Annotated in this window: 16 protein-coding genes and 3 rRNA genes; 7 read left to right on the top strand and 12 right to left on the bottom strand. The window is 58.2% G+C overall.

Features of this window, described 5'->3' with window-relative positions:
- The first annotated feature begins 2 nt into the window (after positions 1 to 2).
- Together JNO51_RS03030 and JNO51_RS03025 are read left to right on the top strand one after the other, a co-directional pair.
- Complete coding sequence (locus JNO51_RS03030; RefSeq protein ID WP_215781192.1) at positions 3 to 1,934, top strand: flagellar assembly protein A; 1,932 nt, start codon at positions 3 to 5, stop codon at positions 1,932 to 1,934.
- 138 nt (positions 1,935 to 2,072) lie between these two features.
- The gene (locus tag JNO51_RS03025; RefSeq protein WP_215781190.1) at positions 2,073 to 2,762 is read left to right on the top strand and encodes a DUF3313 domain-containing protein; all 690 of its coding nucleotides are present in this window, start codon (positions 2,073 to 2,075) and stop codon (positions 2,760 to 2,762) included.
- 137 nt (positions 2,763 to 2,899) lie between these two features.
- Here the strand turns inward: JNO51_RS03025 and rrf are convergent.
- The 6 genes from rrf to coaD form a co-directional block, all read right to left on the bottom strand.
- A 5S ribosomal RNA gene (gene rrf / locus JNO51_RS03020) occupies positions 2,900 to 3,014 on the bottom strand.
- A 75-nt stretch (positions 3,015 to 3,089) separates the two neighbouring features.
- A 23S ribosomal RNA gene (locus JNO51_RS03015) occupies positions 3,090 to 5,980 on the bottom strand.
- Between the two features lie 259 nt (positions 5,981 to 6,239).
- Positions 6,240 to 7,777: ribosomal RNA gene (locus JNO51_RS03010) — 16S ribosomal RNA — on the bottom strand.
- The 16S, 23S and 5S rRNA genes sit together here, the layout of an rRNA operon.
- Before the next feature lie 303 nt (positions 7,778 to 8,080).
- Positions 8,081 to 8,434, bottom strand: a complete 354-nt coding sequence (gene trxA, locus JNO51_RS03005; RefSeq protein WP_215781188.1) for a thioredoxin — start codon at positions 8,432 to 8,434, stop codon at positions 8,081 to 8,083.
- A gap of 108 nt (positions 8,435 to 8,542) precedes the next feature.
- Positions 8,543 to 9,490: a class I SAM-dependent methyltransferase gene (locus tag JNO51_RS03000; protein ID WP_215781185.1), complete on the bottom strand. Its 948-nt coding sequence runs from the start codon at positions 9,488 to 9,490 to the stop codon at positions 8,543 to 8,545.
- Between the two features lie 95 nt (positions 9,491 to 9,585).
- Positions 9,586 to 10,029, bottom strand: coding sequence for a pantetheine-phosphate adenylyltransferase (gene coaD, locus JNO51_RS02995; RefSeq protein WP_252346223.1), 444 nt, complete (start codon positions 10,027 to 10,029; stop codon positions 9,586 to 9,588).
- Positions 10,030 to 10,227: 198 nt separating this feature from the next.
- Between coaD and JNO51_RS02990 the strand changes: the two genes are divergently transcribed.
- The gene (locus tag JNO51_RS02990; protein ID WP_215781181.1) at positions 10,228 to 10,851 is read left to right on the top strand and encodes a peptide deformylase; all 624 of its coding nucleotides are present in this window, start codon (positions 10,228 to 10,230) and stop codon (positions 10,849 to 10,851) included.
- A gap of 77 nt (positions 10,852 to 10,928) precedes the next feature.
- Here the strand turns inward: JNO51_RS02990 and JNO51_RS02985 are convergent, their stop codons facing one another.
- The 6 genes from JNO51_RS02985 to JNO51_RS02960 all read right to left on the bottom strand — a co-directional run bounded on the left by JNO51_RS02985 (position 10,929) and on the right by JNO51_RS02960 (position 18,028).
- Positions 10,929 to 11,903: a peptide ABC transporter ATP-binding protein gene (locus JNO51_RS02985; RefSeq protein ID WP_215781179.1), complete on the bottom strand. Its 975-nt coding sequence runs from the start codon at positions 11,901 to 11,903 to the stop codon at positions 10,929 to 10,931.
- A complete protein-coding gene (locus tag JNO51_RS02980; RefSeq protein ID WP_215781177.1) occupies positions 11,900 to 12,874 on the bottom strand; it encodes an ABC transporter ATP-binding protein in 975 nt (324 codons plus the stop codon). The genes JNO51_RS02985 and JNO51_RS02980 overlap by 4 nt, the downstream gene beginning before the upstream one ends.
- Before the next feature lie 10 nt (positions 12,875 to 12,884).
- Positions 12,885 to 13,796: an ABC transporter permease subunit gene (locus JNO51_RS02975; protein ID WP_215781175.1), complete on the bottom strand. Its 912-nt coding sequence runs from the start codon at positions 13,794 to 13,796 to the stop codon at positions 12,885 to 12,887.
- 16 nt (positions 13,797 to 13,812) lie between these two features.
- A complete protein-coding gene (locus tag JNO51_RS02970) occupies positions 13,813 to 14,841 on the bottom strand; it encodes an ABC transporter permease subunit (protein ID WP_215781173.1) in 1,029 nt (342 codons plus the stop codon).
- 265 nt (positions 14,842 to 15,106) lie between these two features.
- On the bottom strand, positions 15,107 to 16,699 hold the full coding sequence (locus JNO51_RS02965; RefSeq protein WP_215781171.1) for an ABC transporter substrate-binding protein: 1,593 nt from the start codon (positions 16,697 to 16,699) through the stop codon (positions 15,107 to 15,109).
- A gap of 207 nt (positions 16,700 to 16,906) precedes the next feature.
- Complete coding sequence (locus tag JNO51_RS02960; RefSeq protein ID WP_215781169.1) at positions 16,907 to 18,028, bottom strand: beta-ketoacyl-ACP synthase III; 1,122 nt, start codon at positions 18,026 to 18,028, stop codon at positions 16,907 to 16,909.
- A gap of 266 nt (positions 18,029 to 18,294) precedes the next feature.
- Between JNO51_RS02960 and iscR the strand changes: the two genes are divergently transcribed.
- From iscR to iscA, 4 genes are read left to right on the top strand one after another with little or no spacing between them, the layout of a single operon-like run.
- The gene (iscR, locus tag JNO51_RS02955) at positions 18,295 to 18,786 is read left to right on the top strand and encodes a Fe-S cluster assembly transcriptional regulator IscR (RefSeq protein WP_215781167.1); all 492 of its coding nucleotides are present in this window, start codon (positions 18,295 to 18,297) and stop codon (positions 18,784 to 18,786) included.
- A 30-nt stretch (positions 18,787 to 18,816) separates the two neighbouring features.
- Positions 18,817 to 20,034 (top strand): IscS subfamily cysteine desulfurase, encoded by a 1,218-nt coding sequence (locus JNO51_RS02950; RefSeq protein ID WP_305798423.1) that lies wholly within the window; start codon positions 18,817 to 18,819, stop codon positions 20,032 to 20,034.
- Positions 20,035 to 20,083: 49 nt separating this feature from the next.
- Complete coding sequence (gene iscU, locus JNO51_RS02945) at positions 20,084 to 20,467, top strand: Fe-S cluster assembly scaffold IscU (protein WP_215781165.1); 384 nt, start codon at positions 20,084 to 20,086, stop codon at positions 20,465 to 20,467.
- 18 nt (positions 20,468 to 20,485) lie between these two features.
- Positions 20,486 to 20,809, top strand: coding sequence for an iron-sulfur cluster assembly protein IscA (gene iscA, locus JNO51_RS02940; RefSeq protein WP_215781163.1), 324 nt, complete (start codon positions 20,486 to 20,488; stop codon positions 20,807 to 20,809).
- Positions 20,810 to 20,853: the final 44 nt, after the last annotated feature.

Raw genomic sequence — 20,853 nt, 5'->3', positions numbered from 1 at the left:
TCATGCAGACGAGTCAGCCTTCCCTTCTTCGCGAATTCGGCGATCCCCCTTTCATTGAGCTCAATGAGCAGGGCGTGTGGGTCGATCTGGGCAGGATGGACTCTTCCGCGCTGTTCTGTGAATTCGTCGACCGCATGTTTGCCGCCGGTTATTGCCTGCAAAACCTCGACTATCCTGCCTTTCTCCGCCTCATCAGCCAGTACACGCCGGAAATGCTGGCGACCCGGGCGGCGGCCAGCATCAGCAAGGTCGGCAAGGTTCGCATTGCAACAGGTATCCAGCCCTTTCCCGCCAATCGGCAGGCGCTGTATCGCAATCCCTTTCTCGCGGATGACAGCGCCGAATACCTGTTCGAACCGGTGATGATGGACAAGACTATCTCGGTGCCGATCTATGAAGAACTCGAAGACGGCACACAGGATGTCATCGGCCTCGACCAGAAAGTTGTTCAGGTTAAAGCGACGCTGGATTTTGACGAGTTTGTCGCCGCCATGTGGGTCAAGGGGATCCGCTATGGCATTGATGAGGCCGTGGTACGCGCGACCATCGGCAGCAACAAATATGCCCGTATCGCCGTTGCCCATGCCCTGCCGGTCACACCGGGCAAGGATGCCAACCTGGTCGAAGTCGGCAGCCAGATGCGCCGCGATGACGCACCGCTCAAACTTCCCAATGGCGCCATCGATCTGCGCCACTTCGGTAATCGCTTCCCCCAGGTCAAAGCGGGCGATCGGCTGATGCAGAAGTCCCCGCGTGAACTTGGTCTGCCGGGCTTCAGCCTGTCAGGCAAACCCGTCGAGCCACCACTGCCGGATGACTTCGACCTGCGGGTGCTGGCGGGGGAAGGGACGGCGATCGAACAGACCGCGGAAGGGGAATTCATCGTCGCCCGTATCAACGGTTTCCTGAATATCGACACTGCCAGCAATCGCATCGCCGTCACGGAAAAAATCATCAATTACTCCGGCGTCAGTCTGAAAACCACCGGTGACATCGCGCTCAAGGGCGAGCACTTTGAGGAGCATGGCGAGATCCAGGAAAAACGGGTCGTCCGAGGCAAGAGCATTACCGTGATGGCCGATGTCTTCGGCGAAGTGATCTCCGAGGGCGGCACCATTCAGCTGAAGCAGAACCTGGTCGGCGGCTCGGCCATCAATGAGGATGGCGACATCCACATCGACGGACTGACCAGCAATGCAACGGTCATCGCCAAAAAGGGCACGATTACCCTGAGCCGGGCCGAGAATGTGTTTGTGATCGGTCAGCACATCGAGATCGAGTCTGCCGTGAATTGTTGCATTGTCGGCGAAGAAATCCGGATCAAGGCGGCACACGGCAGCCAGATGGCCGGTCGTCAGGTTCATATCGAGCAGGCGCACAGCCGGCGCAATACGCCGACCATGGTCTCGGTGGTGTTGCCAGATCTCAGCCTGCTCAATGCCCGCATCAATGAAATGCGCTTTCGCAGCAGCGAAATCACCGGTGAAATCGAGGAGATGCGCAAGAAGTATGACGCACTGGTCGCCGACCCGGATGTGCGCAACTATCTGGCGATTGCCGGCAAGGTGCAACGCAAGGAACTGGTACTCAATGAGGAGCAGAAGGCCAATCTGCTGAAGATCAAGGCACGAATCACGCCATCACTGACGGCCGCGGCGGCAATCAATCAGCAGATTCAGGCTCGTATTGCCGAACAGAAAGAGTTGGTCGAACGGGCTTCGGCCATCCGTCAGCAGAGCTCCCAGGCCACCGCTTCAGTCTATTGCCAGATCGATCATCTGACCGATGACACGCAAATCCGTAAACTGCGCATCCATCTGAATACGCTGCTGGATGCCTCCCAGCGTGACCTGCGCCTGCGCCTGCTGGAAGCCGGCCCGAAAGAAGATCAGCTCCAGGTCATGAGCGAGCCCTTCATCTGGCGCCCCGCCTGAACGTCATTTTTCATGTTCATATCGGGACATTTGATGATACCTACTGTCTAAAATATGATGATGTTGTGGGACATTCCACCCAACAACCCAACCGAAGTCATCCGACAACCCCGCAGCGCTACCTGTATAAGGGTGATCATGAAGCGAAGCCTCAAATGCCTGTGTGCCAGCACGCTGCTGGCACTGTCCTGTCAGTTGGCCATGGCGGCTGACCCTGCGCCGTCCACGATTCAGCCGGAGTTGCTGTTCAATATCCCCAAGTCCCAATTCAAGCCATTGAAAGGCTATCCGGGGCAGTTTTACTACCTCAAACCCGGGGCGGACCTGCTGCAATACAACCAGATCATGGTAGCGCCGCTGGTCATTCTGGAGCAGAAGCAGGACAAACAGTGGCAGGCACTGGTCAGTGACGAAACGGGCCAGGCTGCCCAGCTGTTCCAGCAAACCATGACCAAGGCCTTGCAGGCACAGGGCCTGAAAGTGACCGACCAGCCAGGCCCGGGAGTGATCATCCTGCGCATCGCCGTCACGCACATTGAGCAGAGTCCTCAAGGGTTTGAAGTCTCCGATGTTTTGCCGATCAAAATGGTCTTTAACCTGGCTCGGCGGGCAACGGGTTTGCAGAAATATATCGTCAAGCTCTCGACCGTGGGTCAGCTGGATGATGCCCAGACCGGACAAATGGTGGCGGGGGGCTATGGCCTGCGCCATGAGAACAAGAACGGCTCTGAGGCCGTTTCGATGAGTCACTTCCAGGACTGGCTGGACAGCTGGAGCAAGGATGTCGCCGTGCGGCTTGCGCAGACGTTGCCGGGCGCCAAGCAGTAGGCCCACAGCCTTCTGTCCCGTCGGGAAGCGACACACCACAAAGCCCGGATCATCGATCCGGGCTTTTGCTTATCGCGCCTCCTGCGGCACCACAAAGCAAAAAGCCCAGACCTGAAGGTCTGGGCTTTGCATGGGGAGTCTGGCAGTGTCCTACTTTCACACGGCGAATGCCGCACTATCATCGGCGCTAAGGCGTTTCACGGTCCTGTTCGGGATGGGAAGGCGTGGGACCACCTCGCTATGGCCGCCAGACATAAACTGTCTACAAACTGCAGAAGCCGTTTGGTTTGAATTCGTATGTATCGGGCACAAAGCCCATCAAATGATAGGATCAAGCCTCACGAGCCATTAGTATCGGTTAGCTTCACGCCTCACAGCGCTTCCACACCCGACCTATCAACGTCCTGGTCTCGAACGACTCTTCAGGAGGGTCTAGCCCTCAGGGAAGTCTCATCTTCAGGCGAGTTTCCCGCTTAGATGCTTTCAGCGGTTATCTCTTCCGAACTTAGCTACCCGGCGATGCCACTGGCGTGACAACCGGTACACCAGAGGTTCGTCCACTCCGGTCCTCTCGTACTAGGAGCAGCCCCCGTCAAACTTCCAACGCCCACTGCAGATAGGGACCAAACTGTCTCACGACGTTTTGAACCCAGCTCGCGTACCACTTTAAATGGCGAACAGCCATACCCTTGGGACCGGCTACAGCCCCAGGATGTGATGAGCCGACATCGAGGTGCCAAACTCCGCCGTCGATGTGAACTCTTGGGCGGAATCAGCCTGTTATCCCCGGAGTACCTTTTATCCGTTGAGCGATGGCCCTTCCATTCAGAACCACCGGATCACTATGTCCTGCTTTCGCACCTGCTCGACTTGTCGGTCTCGCAGTTAAGCCACCTTTTGCCATTGCACTATCAGCACGATTTCCGACCGTACCTAGGTGACCTTCGAACTCCTCCGTTACACTTTGGGAGGAGACCGCCCCAGTCAAACTGCCTACCATGCACTGTCCCCGATCCGGATCACGGACCTAGGTTAGAACCTCAAACACACCAGGGTGGTATTTCAAGGACGGCTCCACGCAAACTAGCGTTCACGCTTCATAGCCTCCCACCTATCCTACACAAGTCTGTTCAAAGTCCCATGCAAAGCTACAGTAAAGGTTCACGGGGTCTTTCCGTCTAGCAGCGGGTAGATTGCATCTTCACAAACATTTCAACTTCGCTGAGTCTCAGGAGGAGACAGTGTGGCCATCGTTACGCCATTCGTGCGGGTCGGAACTTACCCGACAAGGAATTTCGCTACCTTAGGACCGTTATAGTTACGGCCGCCGTTTACCGGGGCTTCGATCAAGAGCTTGCACCCCATCACTTAACCTTCCGGCACCGGGCAGGCGTCACACCGTATACGTCCACTTTCGTGTTGGCACAGTGCTGTGTTTTTGATAAACAGTCGCAGCCACCGATTCTCTGCGACCTCTCAAAGCTTCGGACGCGAAGTCCTACACCCTAAGAGGCATACCTTCTCCCGAAGTTACGGTATCAATTTGCCGAGTTCCTTCTCCTGAGTTCTCTCAAGCACCTTAGAATTTTCTTCCTGCCCACCTGTGTCGGTTTGCGGTACGGTTCTCATACAGCTGAAGCTTAGAGGCTTTTCCTGGAAGCAGGGTATCAGTCACTTCAGGTCCGTAGACCCTCGTTATCACTTCTCGGCGTTAACGAACACGTGGATTTGCCTGCGTGTCCCGCCTACCAGCTTGAACCAACTATTCCAACAGTTGGCTGACCTAACCTTCTCCGTCCCCCCATCGCACTGTATGAAAGTACTGGAATGTTAACCAGTTTCCCATCGACTACGCATTTCTGCCTCGCCTTAGGGGCCGACTCACCCTACGCCGATGAACGTTGCGTAGGAAACCTTGGGCTTTCGGTGAGCGGGCTTTTCACCCGCTTTATCGCTACTCATGTCAGCATTCGCACTTCTGATATCTCCAGCATGCCTTTCGACACACCTTCACAGACCTACAGAACGCTCCCCTACCACTTGCACTCGCGTGCAAATCCGCAGCTTCGGTTATCAGTTTGAGCCCCGTTACATCTTCCGCGCAGGACGACTCGACCAGTGAGCTATTACGCTTTCTTTAAATGATGGCTGCTTCTAAGCCAACATCCTGGCTGTCTGGGCCTTCCCACTTCGTTTACCACTTAACTGATCATTTGGGACCTTAGCTGGCGGTCTGGGTTGTTTCCCTCTTGACGATGGACGTTAGCACCCACCGTCTGTCTCCCATGCTTGCACTTTCCGGTATTCAGAGTTTGCCATGGGTTGGTAAGTCGCAATGACCCCCTAGCCATAACAGTGCTTTACCCCCGGAAGTGATACATGAGGCACTACCTAAATAGTTTTCGGGGAGAACCAGCTATCTCCGAGTTTGTTTAGCCTTTCACCCCTATCCACAGCTCATCCCCTAATTTTGCAACATTAGTGGGTTCGGACCTCCAGTGCGTGTTACCGCACCTTCATCCTGGCCATGGATAGATCACTCGGTTTCGGGTCTACGCCCAGCAACTGAAGCGCCCTATTCGGACTCGCTTTCGCTACGCCTCCCCTATTCGGTTAAGCTCGCTACTGAACGTAAGTCGCTGACCCATTATACAAAAGGTACGCAGTCACCCCTTGCGAGGCTCCCACTGTTTGTATGCATCCGGTTTCAGGTTCTATTTCACTCCCCTCCCGGGGTTCTTTTCGCCTTTCCCTCACGGTACTGGTTCACTATCGGTCGATCATGAGTATTTAGCCTTGGAGGATGGTCCCCCCATCTTCAGACAGGATTTCTCGTGTCCCGCCCTACTTGTCGTACGCTCAGTGCCACCATTCAGTTTTCGTGTACGGGGCTATCACCCACTATGGCGAGCCTTTCCAGACTCTTCCACTAACTCAACGGCTAAAACGTACAGGCTCTTCCATTTTCGCTCACCACTACTCACGGAATCTCGGTTGATTTCTTTTCCTGCGGGTACTTAGATGTTTCAGTTCTCCGCGTTCGCTCTACCCACCCTATGTGTTCAGGTGGGAGTGACCCCTAAGGGCCGGGTTTCCCCATTCGGACATCGCGGGATCAAAGCTCTATTGCCAGCTCCCCCGCGCTTTTCGCAGGCTTACACGTCCTTCATCGCCTATGATCGCCAAGGCATCCACCAGATGCACTTACTCGCTTGACCCTATCATTTCAAGGGCCTTGCGCACTCGCCTTGCCGATACCTCTACCGGCAAAACGTCGATACATACAATTACCCAAAGTTGAATCCAAACGAGGATGAAACCATCCTGGCTCAGAATCAATTTTGTATTCGGCTTCTTCAGTTTGTTAAAGATCAATGCGTTTGAAACGCTAATCACAAGACCCCTCAGGCCCTCTGATTACCATTCCACTCGCTGAACAACCGATAGGCTGTGAGTACCAGGATCGACTTTCTCTAGAAAGGAGGTGATCCAGCCGCAGGTTCCCCTACGGCTACCTTGTTACGACTTCACCCCAGTCATGAAGCATACCGTGGTAAGCGGCCTCCTTGCGGTTAGCCTACCCACTTCTGGTATCCCCCACTCCCATGGTGTGACGGGCGGTGTGTACAAGACCCGGGAACGTATTCACCGCAGCATGCTGATCTGCGATTACTAGCGATTCCGACTTCACGCACTCGAGTTGCAGAGTGCGATCCGGACTACGATCGGTTTTTTGAGATTGGCTCCACCTCGCGGCTTCGCGACCCTCTGTACCGACCATTGTATGACGTGTGAAGCCCTGCTCATAAGGGCCATGAGGACTTGACGTCATCCCCACCTTCCTCCGGTTTGTCACCGGCAGTCTCATTAGAGTGCCCAACTTAATGATGGCAACTAATGACAAGGGTTGCGCTCGTTGCGGGACTTAACCCAACATCTCACGACACGAGCTGACGACAGCCATGCAGCACCTGTGTTACCGCTCCCTTTCGGGCACACCCAAATCTCTTCGGGCTTCGGTACATGTCAAGAGCAGGTAAGGTTTTTCGCGTTGCATCGAATTAATCCACATCATCCACCGCTTGTGCGGGTCCCCGTCAATTCCTTTGAGTTTTAACCTTGCGGCCGTACTCCCCAGGCGGTCAACTTCTCGCGTTAGCTACGCTACCAAGGATTCAAACCCCCAACAGCTAGTTGACATCGTTTAGGGCGTGGACTACCAGGGTATCTAATCCTGTTTGCTCCCCACGCTTTCGTGCATGAGCGTCAGTGTCATCCCAGGGGGCTGCCTTCGCCATCGGTATTCCTCCACATCTCTACGCATTTCACTGCTACACGTGGAATTCTACCCCCCTCTGACGCACTCTAGCCTTGCAGTCTCCAATGCCGTTCCCAGGTTAAGCCCGGGGCTTTCACATCAGACTTGCAAAACCGCCTGCGCACGCTTTACGCCCAGTAATTCCGATTAACGCTTGCACCCTACGTATTACCGCGGCTGCTGGCACGTAGTTAGCCGGTGCTTATTCTTCAGGTACTCTCATCCCCGCTCATTATTCACAAGCAGGATTTGCTCCCTGACAAAAGTCCTTTACAACCCGAAGGCCTTCTTCAGACACGCGGCATGGCTGGATCAGGGTTGCCCCCATTGTCCAAAATTCCCCACTGCTGCCTCCCGTAGGAGTCTGGGCCGTGTCTCAGTCCCAGTGTGGCGGATCATCCTCTCAGACCCGCTACTGATCGTCGCCTTGGTGGGCCTTTACCCCACCAACTAGCTAATCAGACGTCGGCCGCTCGAATAACGCGAGGCCCGAAGGTCCCCCGCTTTCCTCCTCAGAGCGTATGCGGTATTAGCACAACTTTCGCTGCGTTATCCCCCATTACTCGGCACGTTCCGACGCATTACTCACCCGTTCGCCACTCGCCACCAGGAGCAAGCTCCCGTGCTGCCGTTCGACTTGCATGTGTAAAGCATGCCGCCAGCGTTCAATCTGAGCCAGGATCAAACTCTTCAGTTCAATCTCTATGCTTTTCGTACTATCTGGCACGCAAGGACTTCAAAAGAACCCCGTAAGGTTTTTTTCTGTCTCTTGCAGTGCAAGTGTCGGTCTTTCCCGGCACTCACACCTATCGGTTGTTCGTTTTGTTAAAGAGCGGTGCTGCGTTGTTGCTGCAGCGAGGAGGCGAACTATACCGGCCGGACGCAGGGTCGTCAACACCCTTTCTGACAAAAAACGGTAACTTTACGCTAAGCCACTGAAGAAAAAGGCAATAAAAAAAACGGCGGGCTGCGCCCGCCGTTTTTGCATTGCACCATCTGCCTATCCCTGTGCCTGCTGGCGCACTTCTTTCATGTCCAGATCACGCACGGCCTGAATCAATTGTTCGAATTGAGCGCTCATCATCGCCCCCGCCTGGTTGAACACCAGCGTTCGGTCGCGCAGCGCCATCAGTGTCGGGATAGAGCGGATATTGAAGTGCTGCGCCAAAGCCGGCTGATCTTCGGTATTGATCTTGGCAAACAGAATATCAGGATGTTTTTCGGCCGCTGCCGTAAAGACCGGTCCGAACATTTTGCATGGTCCACACCACGGCGCCCAGAAATCCAGCAGGACGATGCCATCACGATCGACCGTCTCGTTAAAGTTTTCCGCAGTCAGTTCAAGTACAGCCATGGCGCCCTCCCCTTCAGTCTCAACGTTACACTGGAGAATAGGGTCGCCTTATATATTCCACAAGACAGTTAATCGATTGAATTTATCAACAGTACCGATAGCCCCGGCTCAAGGCAGATGGCGCAACTGATAACACTGATGGATTTTCTTGTTGCGAAAATCCTCCGGGACCGACTGGGCACTGAGATCCTTGACCTGATAAAGGATGGGCAATTTGCCATCGAGTTCGAAGCTGCGCAGGTTATTGGAGAAATATAGCGTTCCGTCCGGACTGAGTAGTTTCATCGCCTGTTCGATCAGCCAGGGGTGATCGCGCTGCACATCCAGGGTATCGCTCATCTTTTTGGAATTGGAAAAACTCGGCGGATCCATCACGATCAGATCGAACTGCTTGCGCTCGGCAATGGCCATGACCAGATACTGGAACACATCGCTGCGCACCAGCTGATGGCGCGCACGATCCAGGCCGTTGAGATCGAAATTGCGCCCTGCCCAATCCAGATAAGTATTGGAGAGATCAACCGTCTCGGACAGCACGGCACCGCCACTGGCGGCATAGACGGAGAAACTGCCGGTATAGGCAAACAGATTAAGGAAGCGCTTGCCGGCGGCCTCTTCACGCACCCGCTTGCGGGTATTGCGGTGATCCAGGAACAGGCCGGTATCCAGATAGGCATCCATGTTGACCCAGAAGCGCTGACCGAACTCCTCGACGACAAAGTCCTCGCCCTGGCTGCCGGTCTTTTCGTACTGACTTGTCCCCTTTTGCCGACGACGCGTCTTGACACCAATATGCGACAGCTCGATCCCGGTGACGTCCGCCACCGACTGGCAGACCGCCTGCAACCAGCCATCATGTTCCTCATCGCTCATCACCCAGCCGGTGTCGTACTCCTGCAGATGGCAATGGCTGCCATAGATATCGACGGCGACAGGAAACTGGGGGATATCGCGATCATAAGCTCGCCAGGCCTCGATACCCTGCCGCTTCGCCCATTTGCCGAAATGCTTGAAGTTCTTGCCGAGGCGATTGGCAAAGGCGTTGATGTCCGACATGATTGGCTCCCTACTGCCCGGTCCTGCCGGGCACAAAAAACATGACGCGCGTCAGCTTGATGCCGACGCGCGTCACTGTCAAATTCCGTTCCGGCTCAGCTGCCGCTGAGCGTATACATGGCCATCAGCTTGCGATAGACCGGATCCGGCACATACTGGCGGATCACGGTTTCCCAGCCTCGCGGACCGACCAGCCCCTTGACCATGGTCGAGGAGACTTCGGCATATTCACGCGGCGGCAGCAGGAAGATCGTGGTGATATCCGGATGCAGGTCGGTGTTGATGTAGCGCATCGTGCGCTCGTATTCGTAATCGCTGGCGGTGCGAATGCCGCGCACGATGTAGTTGGCATCGACCGTCTGGGCATAGTTGACCAGAAACTGGTTGCTGAACACTTCGACCCGCAGCTTGTTGAAGCCCTGAGTCACGGCGTTGAGCATTTCGACACGCTCTTCAACCGTGAAGGTACAGTGCTTGTCCGGGTTGACGCCGACAGCCACCACCAGCTCGTCAAACAGCTCGACCGCCTCACGGATCATCCACAGGTGACCGTTGGTTACCGGATCGAAACTTCCGGCATACACCGCTCTTTTCACGACATTATCCCGTCAGTAAGCTAGGTTATGGCGACTGTATCGCCAGTCAGCCGTTGAGGTAAAGCTTTTTTGTGCAACGCACACCGGAGGATGGCGACAGCATGGTCCCCTCGCCCCCCCGCCGACAAGGACATTTCTCCGATGACCGACTTTCTGCCCCCCGGGGCCCCGTTGTTGCAACAAGCGGTGGCACGGATTGCCCCCGAGACCATACCCTCCGCCGAGATTCAGGCGCTGATTGAGCGCATGCTGGTCGCGGCCGCGCCGGAGCGCGACGCAGACAATCCGCGCATGCTGGGCCTGGCGGCTCCGCAGATCGGCATCGACCGCGCCATCATCCTGGTCGATACCTCGGTACGGGAGGACCGGACCGGCTGGGGTGAGCTGGAGGTGTTCATCAATCCACGCGTCATCTGGCAATCGGAGGCGCAACAGACCGGGCCAGAAGGATGCTACTCCGTCCACGGTCAGGTGCGTGGTCTGGTGAGCAGAGCACGTGAAATTCGCATCGAGGCGCTGGACCGGCATGGCGAGCGGGTAGAGCGGACGGCCGAAGGGCTGACCGCGCGCATTTTCCTGCACGAAATCGATCACCTGCATGGTGTGCGCTTTCCTGACCGCATTGGTGACGACGGCGTCTTGCACTGGGTGCCGGAAGCACAACTGGCGCACTACCGCCTGCACTGGCAGCAATGGCCGACCACCTTCCCCTGGCCAAGCTGGCTGGCGATGAAACAAGGCACCCACTATCCGGTGCCGGATTGACGCCCTCGCGGCCCGGACAGGTCAGGACAAAAAAATGCCCCGCTCGGCGGGGCATCCTTGTGATCTGACTCCGTGAATCAGCTGTTGATCTCCTCGGCACGATGGCAAGCCACCTGGCGCTGATCCAGTTCGCGCAACTCAGGGGTCTCCTGTTTGCAACGCTCGACGGCAAACGGGCAGCGCTTGTGGAAGGCGCACCCCGTGGGCGGTTTGAGCGGACTGGGCAACTCGCCCTGGATCTTGATCTGAATACGGCGATCTTCCGGGTGGATCGACGGCGTGGCCGACAGCAGCGCCTGGGTATAAGGATGCAGCGGACGGGCGTAGAGGGTTTCCTTGGCGCCGATTTCCACCACCCGCCCCAGATACATCACCATCACGTCGTTGGCCACATGCTCCACCACCGCCAGATTGTGCGAGACGAACACATAGGTGGTGTTGAACGACTCCTGCAGATCCATGAACAGATTGAGCACCTGCGCCTGAATCGAGACATCCAGCGCACTGGTCGGTTCGTCGGCCACCACGATCTTCGGGTTGAGCATCATGGCACGCGCAATGGCGATACGCTGGCGCTGGCCACCGGAGAACATGTGCGGGTAGCGGTAATAGTGCTCCGGACGCAGGCCGACCAGCTTCATCATCGACTGCACACGCTCCAGGCGCTCCGCCGCCGACAACTGGCTGTTGATCACCAACGGTTCGGACAGTTGCGTCCCAATCTTCTGTCGCGGATTGAGCGAGGCATAGGGGTTCTGGAACACCATCTGCACCTTGGTGCGCATGGCCTTCAGTTCCGCCTTCGAGGCCTTGGCCGCATCCTGGCCGTCGAGCAGCAGAGACCCGGAGGTCGGCGGCTCGATCAGGGTGAGCTGGCGTGCCAGTGTCGACTTGCCACAGCCGGACTCCCCCACCACCGCCAGGGTACGACCGGCCTGCAGGTCGAACGAGACGCCGTTGAGGGCTTTGACCGTGGCATGGCCCTTGAGAAAGCCTTGCGACACCTGATAGTGACGGGTCAGATCCCGTGCCTGCAAAACATGTTCAGTCATTGCGTGTCCTTGGCCGAAAGAGGGAAATAGCAGCGCACGGCGCCGGCGGCGTTATGCTCGAGCACCGGACGCTCACCGCGGCAGCGGTCGGTCACATAGGGGCAGCGAGGCGACAGCAGGCAACCCTTGGGTCGGTCGTAATGCCCGGGGACGATACCCGGCAGGGTGTTCAGTCGGCGCGCCCCCTTGCTGTGCTCGGGAATCGACGACAGCAGCGCCTCGGTGTAGGGATGCTGCGGATGACGGAAGATGCCCGGGACGGCCCCCTCCTCCACCACCTGGCCGGCATACATCACCGCCAGCCGGTGCGCCACCTCGGCCACGACCGCCAGATCGTGGGTAATGAGGATCAGCGCCATATTGTGGCTCTTCTGCAGATTGACCAGCAGCGACATGATCTGCGCCTGAATGGTCACATCCAGCGCCGTGGTCGGTTCGTCGGCAATCAGCAGTTTCGGGTTACAGGCAATCGCCATGGCAATCGCCACACGCTGGCTCATCCCGCCGGACAGCTGGTGCGGATAGGCATCCAGCCGGGTCGCGGCGGCCGGAATCTCGACCATTTCCATCAATTCGATGGCGCGCTGCTTCAGCGCAGCACCACGCAGCCCCTGATGCACCTTGAGCACTTCCATGATCTGATAACCGACGGTAAAGCTCGGATTCAGGGCCGTCATCGGATCCTGAAAGATCATCGAAATATCTTTGCCGACGATCTTGCGCCGCTCGCGTGCCGGCAGGGTCAGCAGATCCTTGCCATCGAACTGCAGCTTGTCAGCCACAATGCGACCCTGGCCTTCCAGCAGGCCCATCATGGCCATCATGGTGACCGATTTGCCGGAGCCGGACTCACCGACAATCCCGACGATCTCGCCCTGCTTGACGCTCAGGTCCAGCCCTTCGACGGCAGCGAAGGGATTGGCTTCGGCACCGAACAGCACGGACAGATTGTTGATTTCCAGCAGACTCATGTTATTCCTCTCACGCCGCGCGTTTCAGTTTCGGATCCAGCGCATCGCGCAGACCGTCACCGATCAGATTGATCGCCAGCACCGACAGCAGAATGGTCAGACCGGGCCAGGACACCACCCACCAGGCGCGTTCGATGTAGTCACGCGCGCTGGAGAGCATGGCGCCCCATTCGGCAGAAGGCGGCTGCACCCCCATGCCGAGGAAGCCCAGGGCAGCAGCATCCAGAATCGCAGAGGAGAAACTCATGGTGGCGTGCACGATCAGCGGTGCCATGCAGTTGGGCAGCACGGTGACGAACATCAGACGGACCGTGCCGGCACCGGCCACGCGAGCCGCCGTGACATAGTCGCGGTTCAGCTCGGTCATGGCCGACGCGCGCACCAGGCGCACATAGCCCGGCAGCGATACCACGGAAATGGCAATGATGGTGTTGACCATGCTCGGCCCGAGGATCGCCACGATGGCAATCGCCAGCAGCAGCGACGGCAGGGCCATCATCACGTCCATGACGCGCATGATCAGCGGCCCCAGTACCTTGGGGAAGAAGGCCGCCAGCAGGCCGAGAATGATGCCCGGGATCAGCGAGGACAATACGGCGGACAGGCCGATCAGCAGCGACAGGCGCGAGCCGTAGATCAGACGCGACAACATGTCGCGGCCGATCTCATCGGTGCCGAGCAGGAAGCGGCTGCTGCCGCCATCGGCCCAGCTGGGCGGCGTCAGCATGAAGTCGCGGTACTGTTCCACCGGGTTATAGGGCGCCACCCAGGGCGCAAACAGCGCCGCCAGCACCACCACGGTCAGGAACACCAGTCCGATCACGGCCCCCTTGTTGAAACTGAAACCCTGCCAGAACTCTTTCAGCGGCGAGGGGTAGGCCAGTGCCTTGTCTTCGGCACTGCTTTGTACTTGGGTTGTCATGCTTGCTACTCCCCTGTTATTTGGCATGGCGAATGCGCGGATTGGCGATGCCGTACAGGATGTCGACAATGAAGTTGACCAGAATCACCAGCAGCGCCACCAGCAGAATGCCGTTTTGCACGACCGGGTAGTCACGGCGCTGGATGGCGTCGATCAGCCATTTACCGATACCGGGCCAGGAGAAAATGGTTTCGGTCAGCACGGCGCCGCCCATCAGGGTACCCACCTGCAGACCGACCACGGTCAGCACCGGGATCAGCGCGTTACGCAGGGTATGGATGAAGATCACCCGGGCCGGCGACAGCCCCTTGGCGCGCGCGGTGCGCACATAGTCTTCGCGCAGCACTTCCAGCATGGACGAGCGGGTCATCCGGGCAATCACCGCCATCGGAATGGTGCCCAGTGCAATCGACGGCAGGATCAGATGCGCCAGCGCATCGCGCAGCGCCCCGGCGTAGTTGGCCGGATCATTGTGTTCGGCAATCCAGGCGTCGATGGTCATGAAGCCGGTGCGGGCAGGGATATCAAATGCCAGGTCGATACGACCGGATACCGGCGTCCAGCCGAGTTTGACCGAGAACAGCATGATCAGCAGCAGGCCCAGCCAGAAGATCGGCATGGAGAAGCCGGTCAGCGACAGGCCCATGACCCCGTGATCAAACAGGGAACCACGCTTGATGGCGGCAATCACGCCAGCCAGCAGGCCGACCACCACGGCAAACAGCATGGCCGATGCCGCCAGCTCCAGCGTGGCCGGGAACAGGGTCGTGAACTCGTTCCAGACATTGTCACGGGTGATCAGCGACTGGCCGAGGTTGCCATGCAGCAGATTGCCGACATAGTCGAAATATTGTTGGTACAACGGTTTGTCCAGCCCGAGGCGATGCAGCGCAGCGGCGTGCAGGGCCGGGTCGAGGGTCCGTTCGCCCACCATCACTTCAATGGGATCGCCCGGGATCATGCGGATCAGGCCGAAGGTCAGCAGGGTAATGCCGATGACCGAAGGGGCCAGCAACCACAAGCGTCTGAGAATGAATGAAAACATGCGTGTCACCTCCGCGCGGCACTTCCAGCTGCGACTGCCGCGCATTTGCTTTTATCTGGCAGGGAGGAAACCGGGGAGGACGGGCCGGCGCGGGGACGCAGGCAGACAGCGCGCACGATAAACGCCGCCCCATCGTCGGATGGGCCGGACATCGTTGACTGACCAGCTCTCTGTTGCCCCTTTGACCAGCAATCCGGGCGTTGTCTCGCCTCTCTGATTTCGACCACACGCCCGGGGCCGGGCCCCGGGCGCTACTACCGTGTCATTACTTGACGCTTACACCATAGAAGGAGTTAAGACCGAACGGGCTGACCTTGAAGCCCACCACATTGGCGGTCGTCGGTTCGTTGACCGTGCTGTGGGCAATGGTGGTCAGCGGCAGCTGTTGCTTGGCAATCACCTGGGCCTTCGAGTAGTCCTTGGTGCGCTCGGCCACATTGGTGGTGCGCTTGCCACGCTGGATCAGATCATCGAACGGCTTGTAGCACCACTTGGTGTAGTTGTTGCCGTTGACGGCTTCGCAACCCAGCAGGGCATTGAGCCAGTTGTCCGGATCACCGTTGTCGCCGGTCCAGCCGACCAGAATGGCATCGTGCTCGCCATTCTTGGCACGCTTCAGGTATTCACCCCATTCGTAGGTGACGATCTTGGCGCGCACACCGATCTTGGCCCAGTCGGACTGGATCATCTCGGCCATCAGCTTGGCATTGGGGTTATACGGACGCTGTACCGGCATCGCCCACAGGGTGAGGTCGAAACCGTTCGGGAAACCGGCCTTGCTCAGCAGTGCCTTGGCCTTGGACGGGTCAAACGGCGCATCCTTCACGCTCTTGTTGTAGGACCACTGGGTCGGCGGCATCGGGTTGACGGCCGGTTGGCCCTGCCCCTGGTAGACGGCCTTCAGGATGGCCGGCTTGTTGATGGACATATCCAGCGCCTGGCGCACTTCCAGCTTGTTCAGCGGGGCATGCAGCACGTTGTAGCCCAGGTAGCCGACGTTGAAGCCGGACTGGGTCAGCACATGCAGCTTGGGATCGGCCTTCATGGCGGCGACATCGGCCGGACGCGGGTAGGCGGCAACCTGGCACTCACCGGCCTTCAGCTTCTGGTAGCGCACCGACGGGTCGGTGGTGATGGCGAAAATCAGGTTATCCAGCTTGACGTCGCCCTTGTTCCAGTATTCCTTGTTGCCGACGAAACGGATCTGGGCATCTTTCTGATAGCGCTTGAAGATGAACGGACCGGTACCGATCGGCTGGCTGTTGATCTGCTCCGGATGGCCGGCCTTGAGCAGCTTGTCGGCGTATTCGGCCGACTGGATCGAGGCGAAGCTCATGGCCAGGTCGGCCAGGAAGGAGGCATCGACGCTCTTCAGCACAAAGCGCACGGTCATCGGATCGACCTTTTCGACCTTGACGATGTTGTCCGGCATGCCCATGTCGGAGAAGTACGGGAAGTCGGTCGGGTAGGCCTTGCGGAACGGATGGTCCTTGTTCAGCATGCGGTCGAAGGTAAAGACCACGTCATCGGCGTTGAAGGTGCGGGTCGGCTTGAAGTAGTCGGTGCTGTGGAACTTCACGCCCGGACGCAGCTTGAAGGTGTAGTTCAGGCCGTCGGCAGACACGTCCCAGCTGGTGGCCAGACCGGGGATCAGCTTGGTACTGCCACGTTCGAATTGCACCAGACGGTTGAAGACGGTTTCGGCAGAAGCGTCGAAGTCGGTACCGGAGGTGTACTGGCCCGGATCAAAACCCGCCGGGCTGCCTTCGGAGCAGTAAATCAGGGTGCCGCCAGCGGACACGTACGACGCAGCGGCCAGCAGACCAGCTGCCAGCAGTACTTTCTTTGCATCTCGCATAATCTCTCTATTCCTCTGTATTTATTTTGATTAGGCCATCAAGGGCCATGCGGTATACATTATGCATTTGTATCGTATTTGACAAGCATCAAACCGATAATGATGCGAAAAGCGTAGCCGGGCAGAATTAAATGTCAAAAAAGGCGCAACGAGTATCGCTGCGCCTTGTGGAAATACTGGCGATGACGGAATGGCGGTCGGCCTGTCTCAGCGTACCCTCAGCACCACACTGCCGACCGAGTAGCCGGCGCCGAACGAAGAAATGACCCCCACGTCGCCAGAAACGAGATCATCCTTATATAAGTGAAAGGCGATAATCGAGCCAGCCGAACTGGTGTTGGCATAGCGGTCGAGAATCACCGGCGCCTCGATCTCGCTGGCATCCCGACCCAACACACGGCGGGCAATCAGCTGGTTCATGGACAGATTGGCCTGATGTAGCCAGAAGCGCTTGACGCTGTCCGGGGCAATCGACAACTGATCCAGGTGGCCGACAATATGCTCGCCGACCATCGGGCAGACCTCCTTGAAGACCTTGCGCCCCTGCTGGACGAACAATTTGTCCGGCTGGCCAATTCCCCGCTCGTCACACGCATTGAGAAAGCCGAAATTATTGCGGATGGCATTGGAGAACAGGGTGGCCAGCCTGGTGCCCAACACCTCGAACACCTGAGCGGCCCGGGCATCCTCGGCTCGCTCCACCAGCACGGCACTGGCCGCGTCACCAAAGATGAAATGGCTGTCCCGATCGCGGAAATTCAGGTGGGCCGAGCAAATCTCGGGGCTGATCACCAGGGCCGCGCGCGCCTGGCCGGTGGCGACGGCATTCACCGCATTCTGGATACCGAAGGTGGCCGAGGAGCAAGCCACATTCATGTCGAAGGCAAAGCCGCTGATGCCGAGCGCCTGCTGCACCTCGACCGCCATGGCCGGATAGGCGCGTTGCATATTGGAGCAGGCGACAATCACCATATCGATGTCTGCCGGGACGCGCCCGGCGTTCTCCAGCGCCTGGCGGGCCGCTGCCACCGCCATTTCGGCCTGCAGCGACAATGCCTCGTTATCGCGCTCGGGCAGGAAGGGGCGCATGCGCTGCGGATCCAGCACGCCGGACTTGTCCATCAGATAGCGCTGGCGGATGCCCGAGGCCTTGACGATGAAATCGCTGCTGGACTCGGCCAGGGCCTCGCGGCTGCCGGCCGCAATCTCTGCGGCATGCTGCTGGTTGTACTGCGCCACATAGGTATTGAATGCTGCGACCAGCTCGTCATTGCTGACCGCATGCGGCGGCGTGAACAAGCCGGTACCGCTGATGACTGCCTGATACATGAAGAATCTCCTCGCCTCGACAGCCACGGGCTCGCCTTGTCATGCCACAAGCCGCGTCACTGCCGCCATTTTGTTCTGTTGAAGTGCAGCAAATATACCAAGAGGATGACACGATTGTCAGAAAACGATCACAAATCCGCCATTTCCCAGTAAAATGATCAACTATCAACTTTGGTGGGCATGCTCCCGTCAAAAATTAGTTGACCAAATTACTCGGGATTTGCGTATAATCAGCTCGACCACTTTCTTTTTGGGAGCTTCCTACCATGCGCCTGACCACTAAAGGCCGATTTGCCGTCACGGCCATGCTGGACCTGGCACTGCGCCAGGACAAGGGTCCCGTCACGCTGGCCGGCATCAGCGAAAGACAGAACATCTCGCTCTCCTATCTGGAGCAGCTGTTCGGCAAGCTGCGCCGGGCCGAACTGGTCGACAGCGTTCGCGGACCGGGCGGCGGATACACCCTGGCACGCGCCCCCGAGGATATCTCGGTGGCTCATATCATTACCGCGGTTGACGAGCCGGTGGATGCCACGCAGTGCGGTGGCCGCGAAAATTGTCGCGGTCAGAACCAGCGGTGCATGACCCATGACTTGTGGACCAACCTGAATGCCACCATCTTCAATTATCTATCGCAGGTGAGCCTCGGCAACCTTGTCGACGAGCAGCTGGCCAAAGATACGGCCGTGCTGCAGGACAAGCGCGAAGCGGCCCCCGCACATCGATCGCAGCCAGCCTCGGCCGGCGGCGCCTTGTGACTGCGGAAACACTTTGTGGAGAACGTTTAAATGTCCCAGATGAAGCTTCCGATCTATCTTGACTACTCGGCCACCACCCCGGTTGATCCGCGCGTGGCAGAGAAGATGATCCCCTGGCTGACCGAGCACTTCGGCAACCCGGCTTCACGCAGTCACAGTTTCGGCTGGGAGGCCGAAGATGCGGTTGAAAACGCCCGGGCGGAAGTGGCTCGCCTGGTCAACTGCGACCCGAAAGAAATCATCTGGACCTCGGGTGCCACCGAGTCCGACAACCTCGCCATCAAGGGCGCGGCGCAGTTCTACCAGACCCGCGGCAAGCACATCATCACCGTGCGCACCGAACACAAGGCCGTGCTGGATACCTGCCGCGAGCTGGAACGCGAAGGCTTCGAAGTCACCTACCTGCCGGTCAAGCCGGACGGCCTGATTGATCTTGATCAGTTCAAGGCCGCCATGCGCCCGGATACCATTCTGGCGTCAGTCATGCTGGTCAACAACGAGATCGGCGTGATTCAGGATATCGATACGCTGGGAGCGCTGTGCCGCGAAAAGGGTGTGATCTTCCATGTGGACGCCGCCCAGGCCACCGGCAAGGTCGCCATCGATCTGGAAAAGCAGCCGGTTGACCTGATGAGCTTCTCGGCTCACAAGACCTATGGTCCCAAGGGCATCGGCGCCCTGTACATCCGCCGCAAGCCGCGCGTCCGTCTGGAAGCGCAGATGCATGGCGGCGGTCACGAGCGTGGCTTCCGTTCCGGCACCCTGGCCACGCACCAGATCGTCGGCATGGGGGAAAGCTTCCGCCTGGCGCGCGAAGAGATGGCACACGAAAACGAGCGCATCCGCATGCTGCGCGACCGCCTGTGGAATGGCGTCAAGGGCATGGAAGAGGTTTACCTCAACGGCGACATGGATCAGCGCGTGCCGCACAACCTGAACATCAGCTTCAACTTCGTCGAAGGTGAGTCGCTGATCATGGCCATCAAGGAACTGGCCGTCTCCAGTGGCTCGGCCTGCACCTCGGCCAGCCTGGAGCCGTCTTATGTGCTGCGCGCGCTGGGACGCAACGACGAACTGGCACACAGCTCGATCCGCTTCACCATCGGTCGTTTCACCACGGTCGAGCAGATCGACTTTGCCGTCGCCCTGCTGCGCGAGAAGATCGGCAAGCTGCGCGAACTGTCGCCCCTGTGGGAGATGTACAAGGACGGCGTGGACCTGAATAGCGTGCAGTGGGCTGCACACTGAACTGAAACCGGGCGGCAGCCGCCGCCCCTTGGCAGCAAGAGGTTACATCATGGCTTACAGCAACAAAGTACTGGATCACTACGAGAATCCGCGCAACGTCGGTGCCTTCGACAAGGACGACGGCCAGGTCGGTACCGGCATGGTCGGCGCACCGGCATGTGGCGATGTCATGAAACTGCAGATCAAGGTCAGTGAGGACGGCGTCATCGAAGACGCACGCTTCAAGACCTATGGTTGCGGCTCGGCCATCGCCTCTTCCTCGCTGGTGACCGAATGGGTCAAGGGCAAGACCCTGGACGAAGCCCTGAACATCCGCAATACCGAAATCGCCGAAGAGCTGGAGTTGCCGCCGGTCAAGATCCACTGCTCGATTCTGGCGGAAGATGCCATCAAGGCAGCGGTCAGCGATTACAAGCAAAAACACGGCAAATAAGCGGCGACAGGTAACACTATGGCCATCACCCTTTCCGAAAGCGCTGCGGCGCATGTCAGCAACTTCATTGCCAAGCGCGGCAAAGGTCTCGGCATCCGCCTGGGTGTCAAGACCTCCGGCTGCTCCGGCATGGCGTACAAGCTGGAATTCGTCGATGTCGAAAACCCGGAAGACATCTTCTTCGAAAGTCACGGCCTGCGGGTCTACACCGACGAGAAGAGTCTGAGCTACATCGACGGCACCGAGCTCGACTACGTCAAGGAAGGCTTGAACGAAGGGTTCAAGTTCAACAATCCGAACGTGAAGAACGAATGCGGTTGCGGCGAAAGCTTCAACGTCTGAACGGTGCACGTTGCGCCCCGGCATCCAGCTGCCGGGGCCTGCTG

It is taken from the genome of Paludibacterium sp. B53371, from assembly GCF_018802765.1.
Classification (GTDB): domain Bacteria; phylum Pseudomonadota; class Gammaproteobacteria; order Burkholderiales; family Chromobacteriaceae; genus Paludibacterium.
This window is presented reverse-complemented; position numbering and strand designations above follow the sequence as displayed.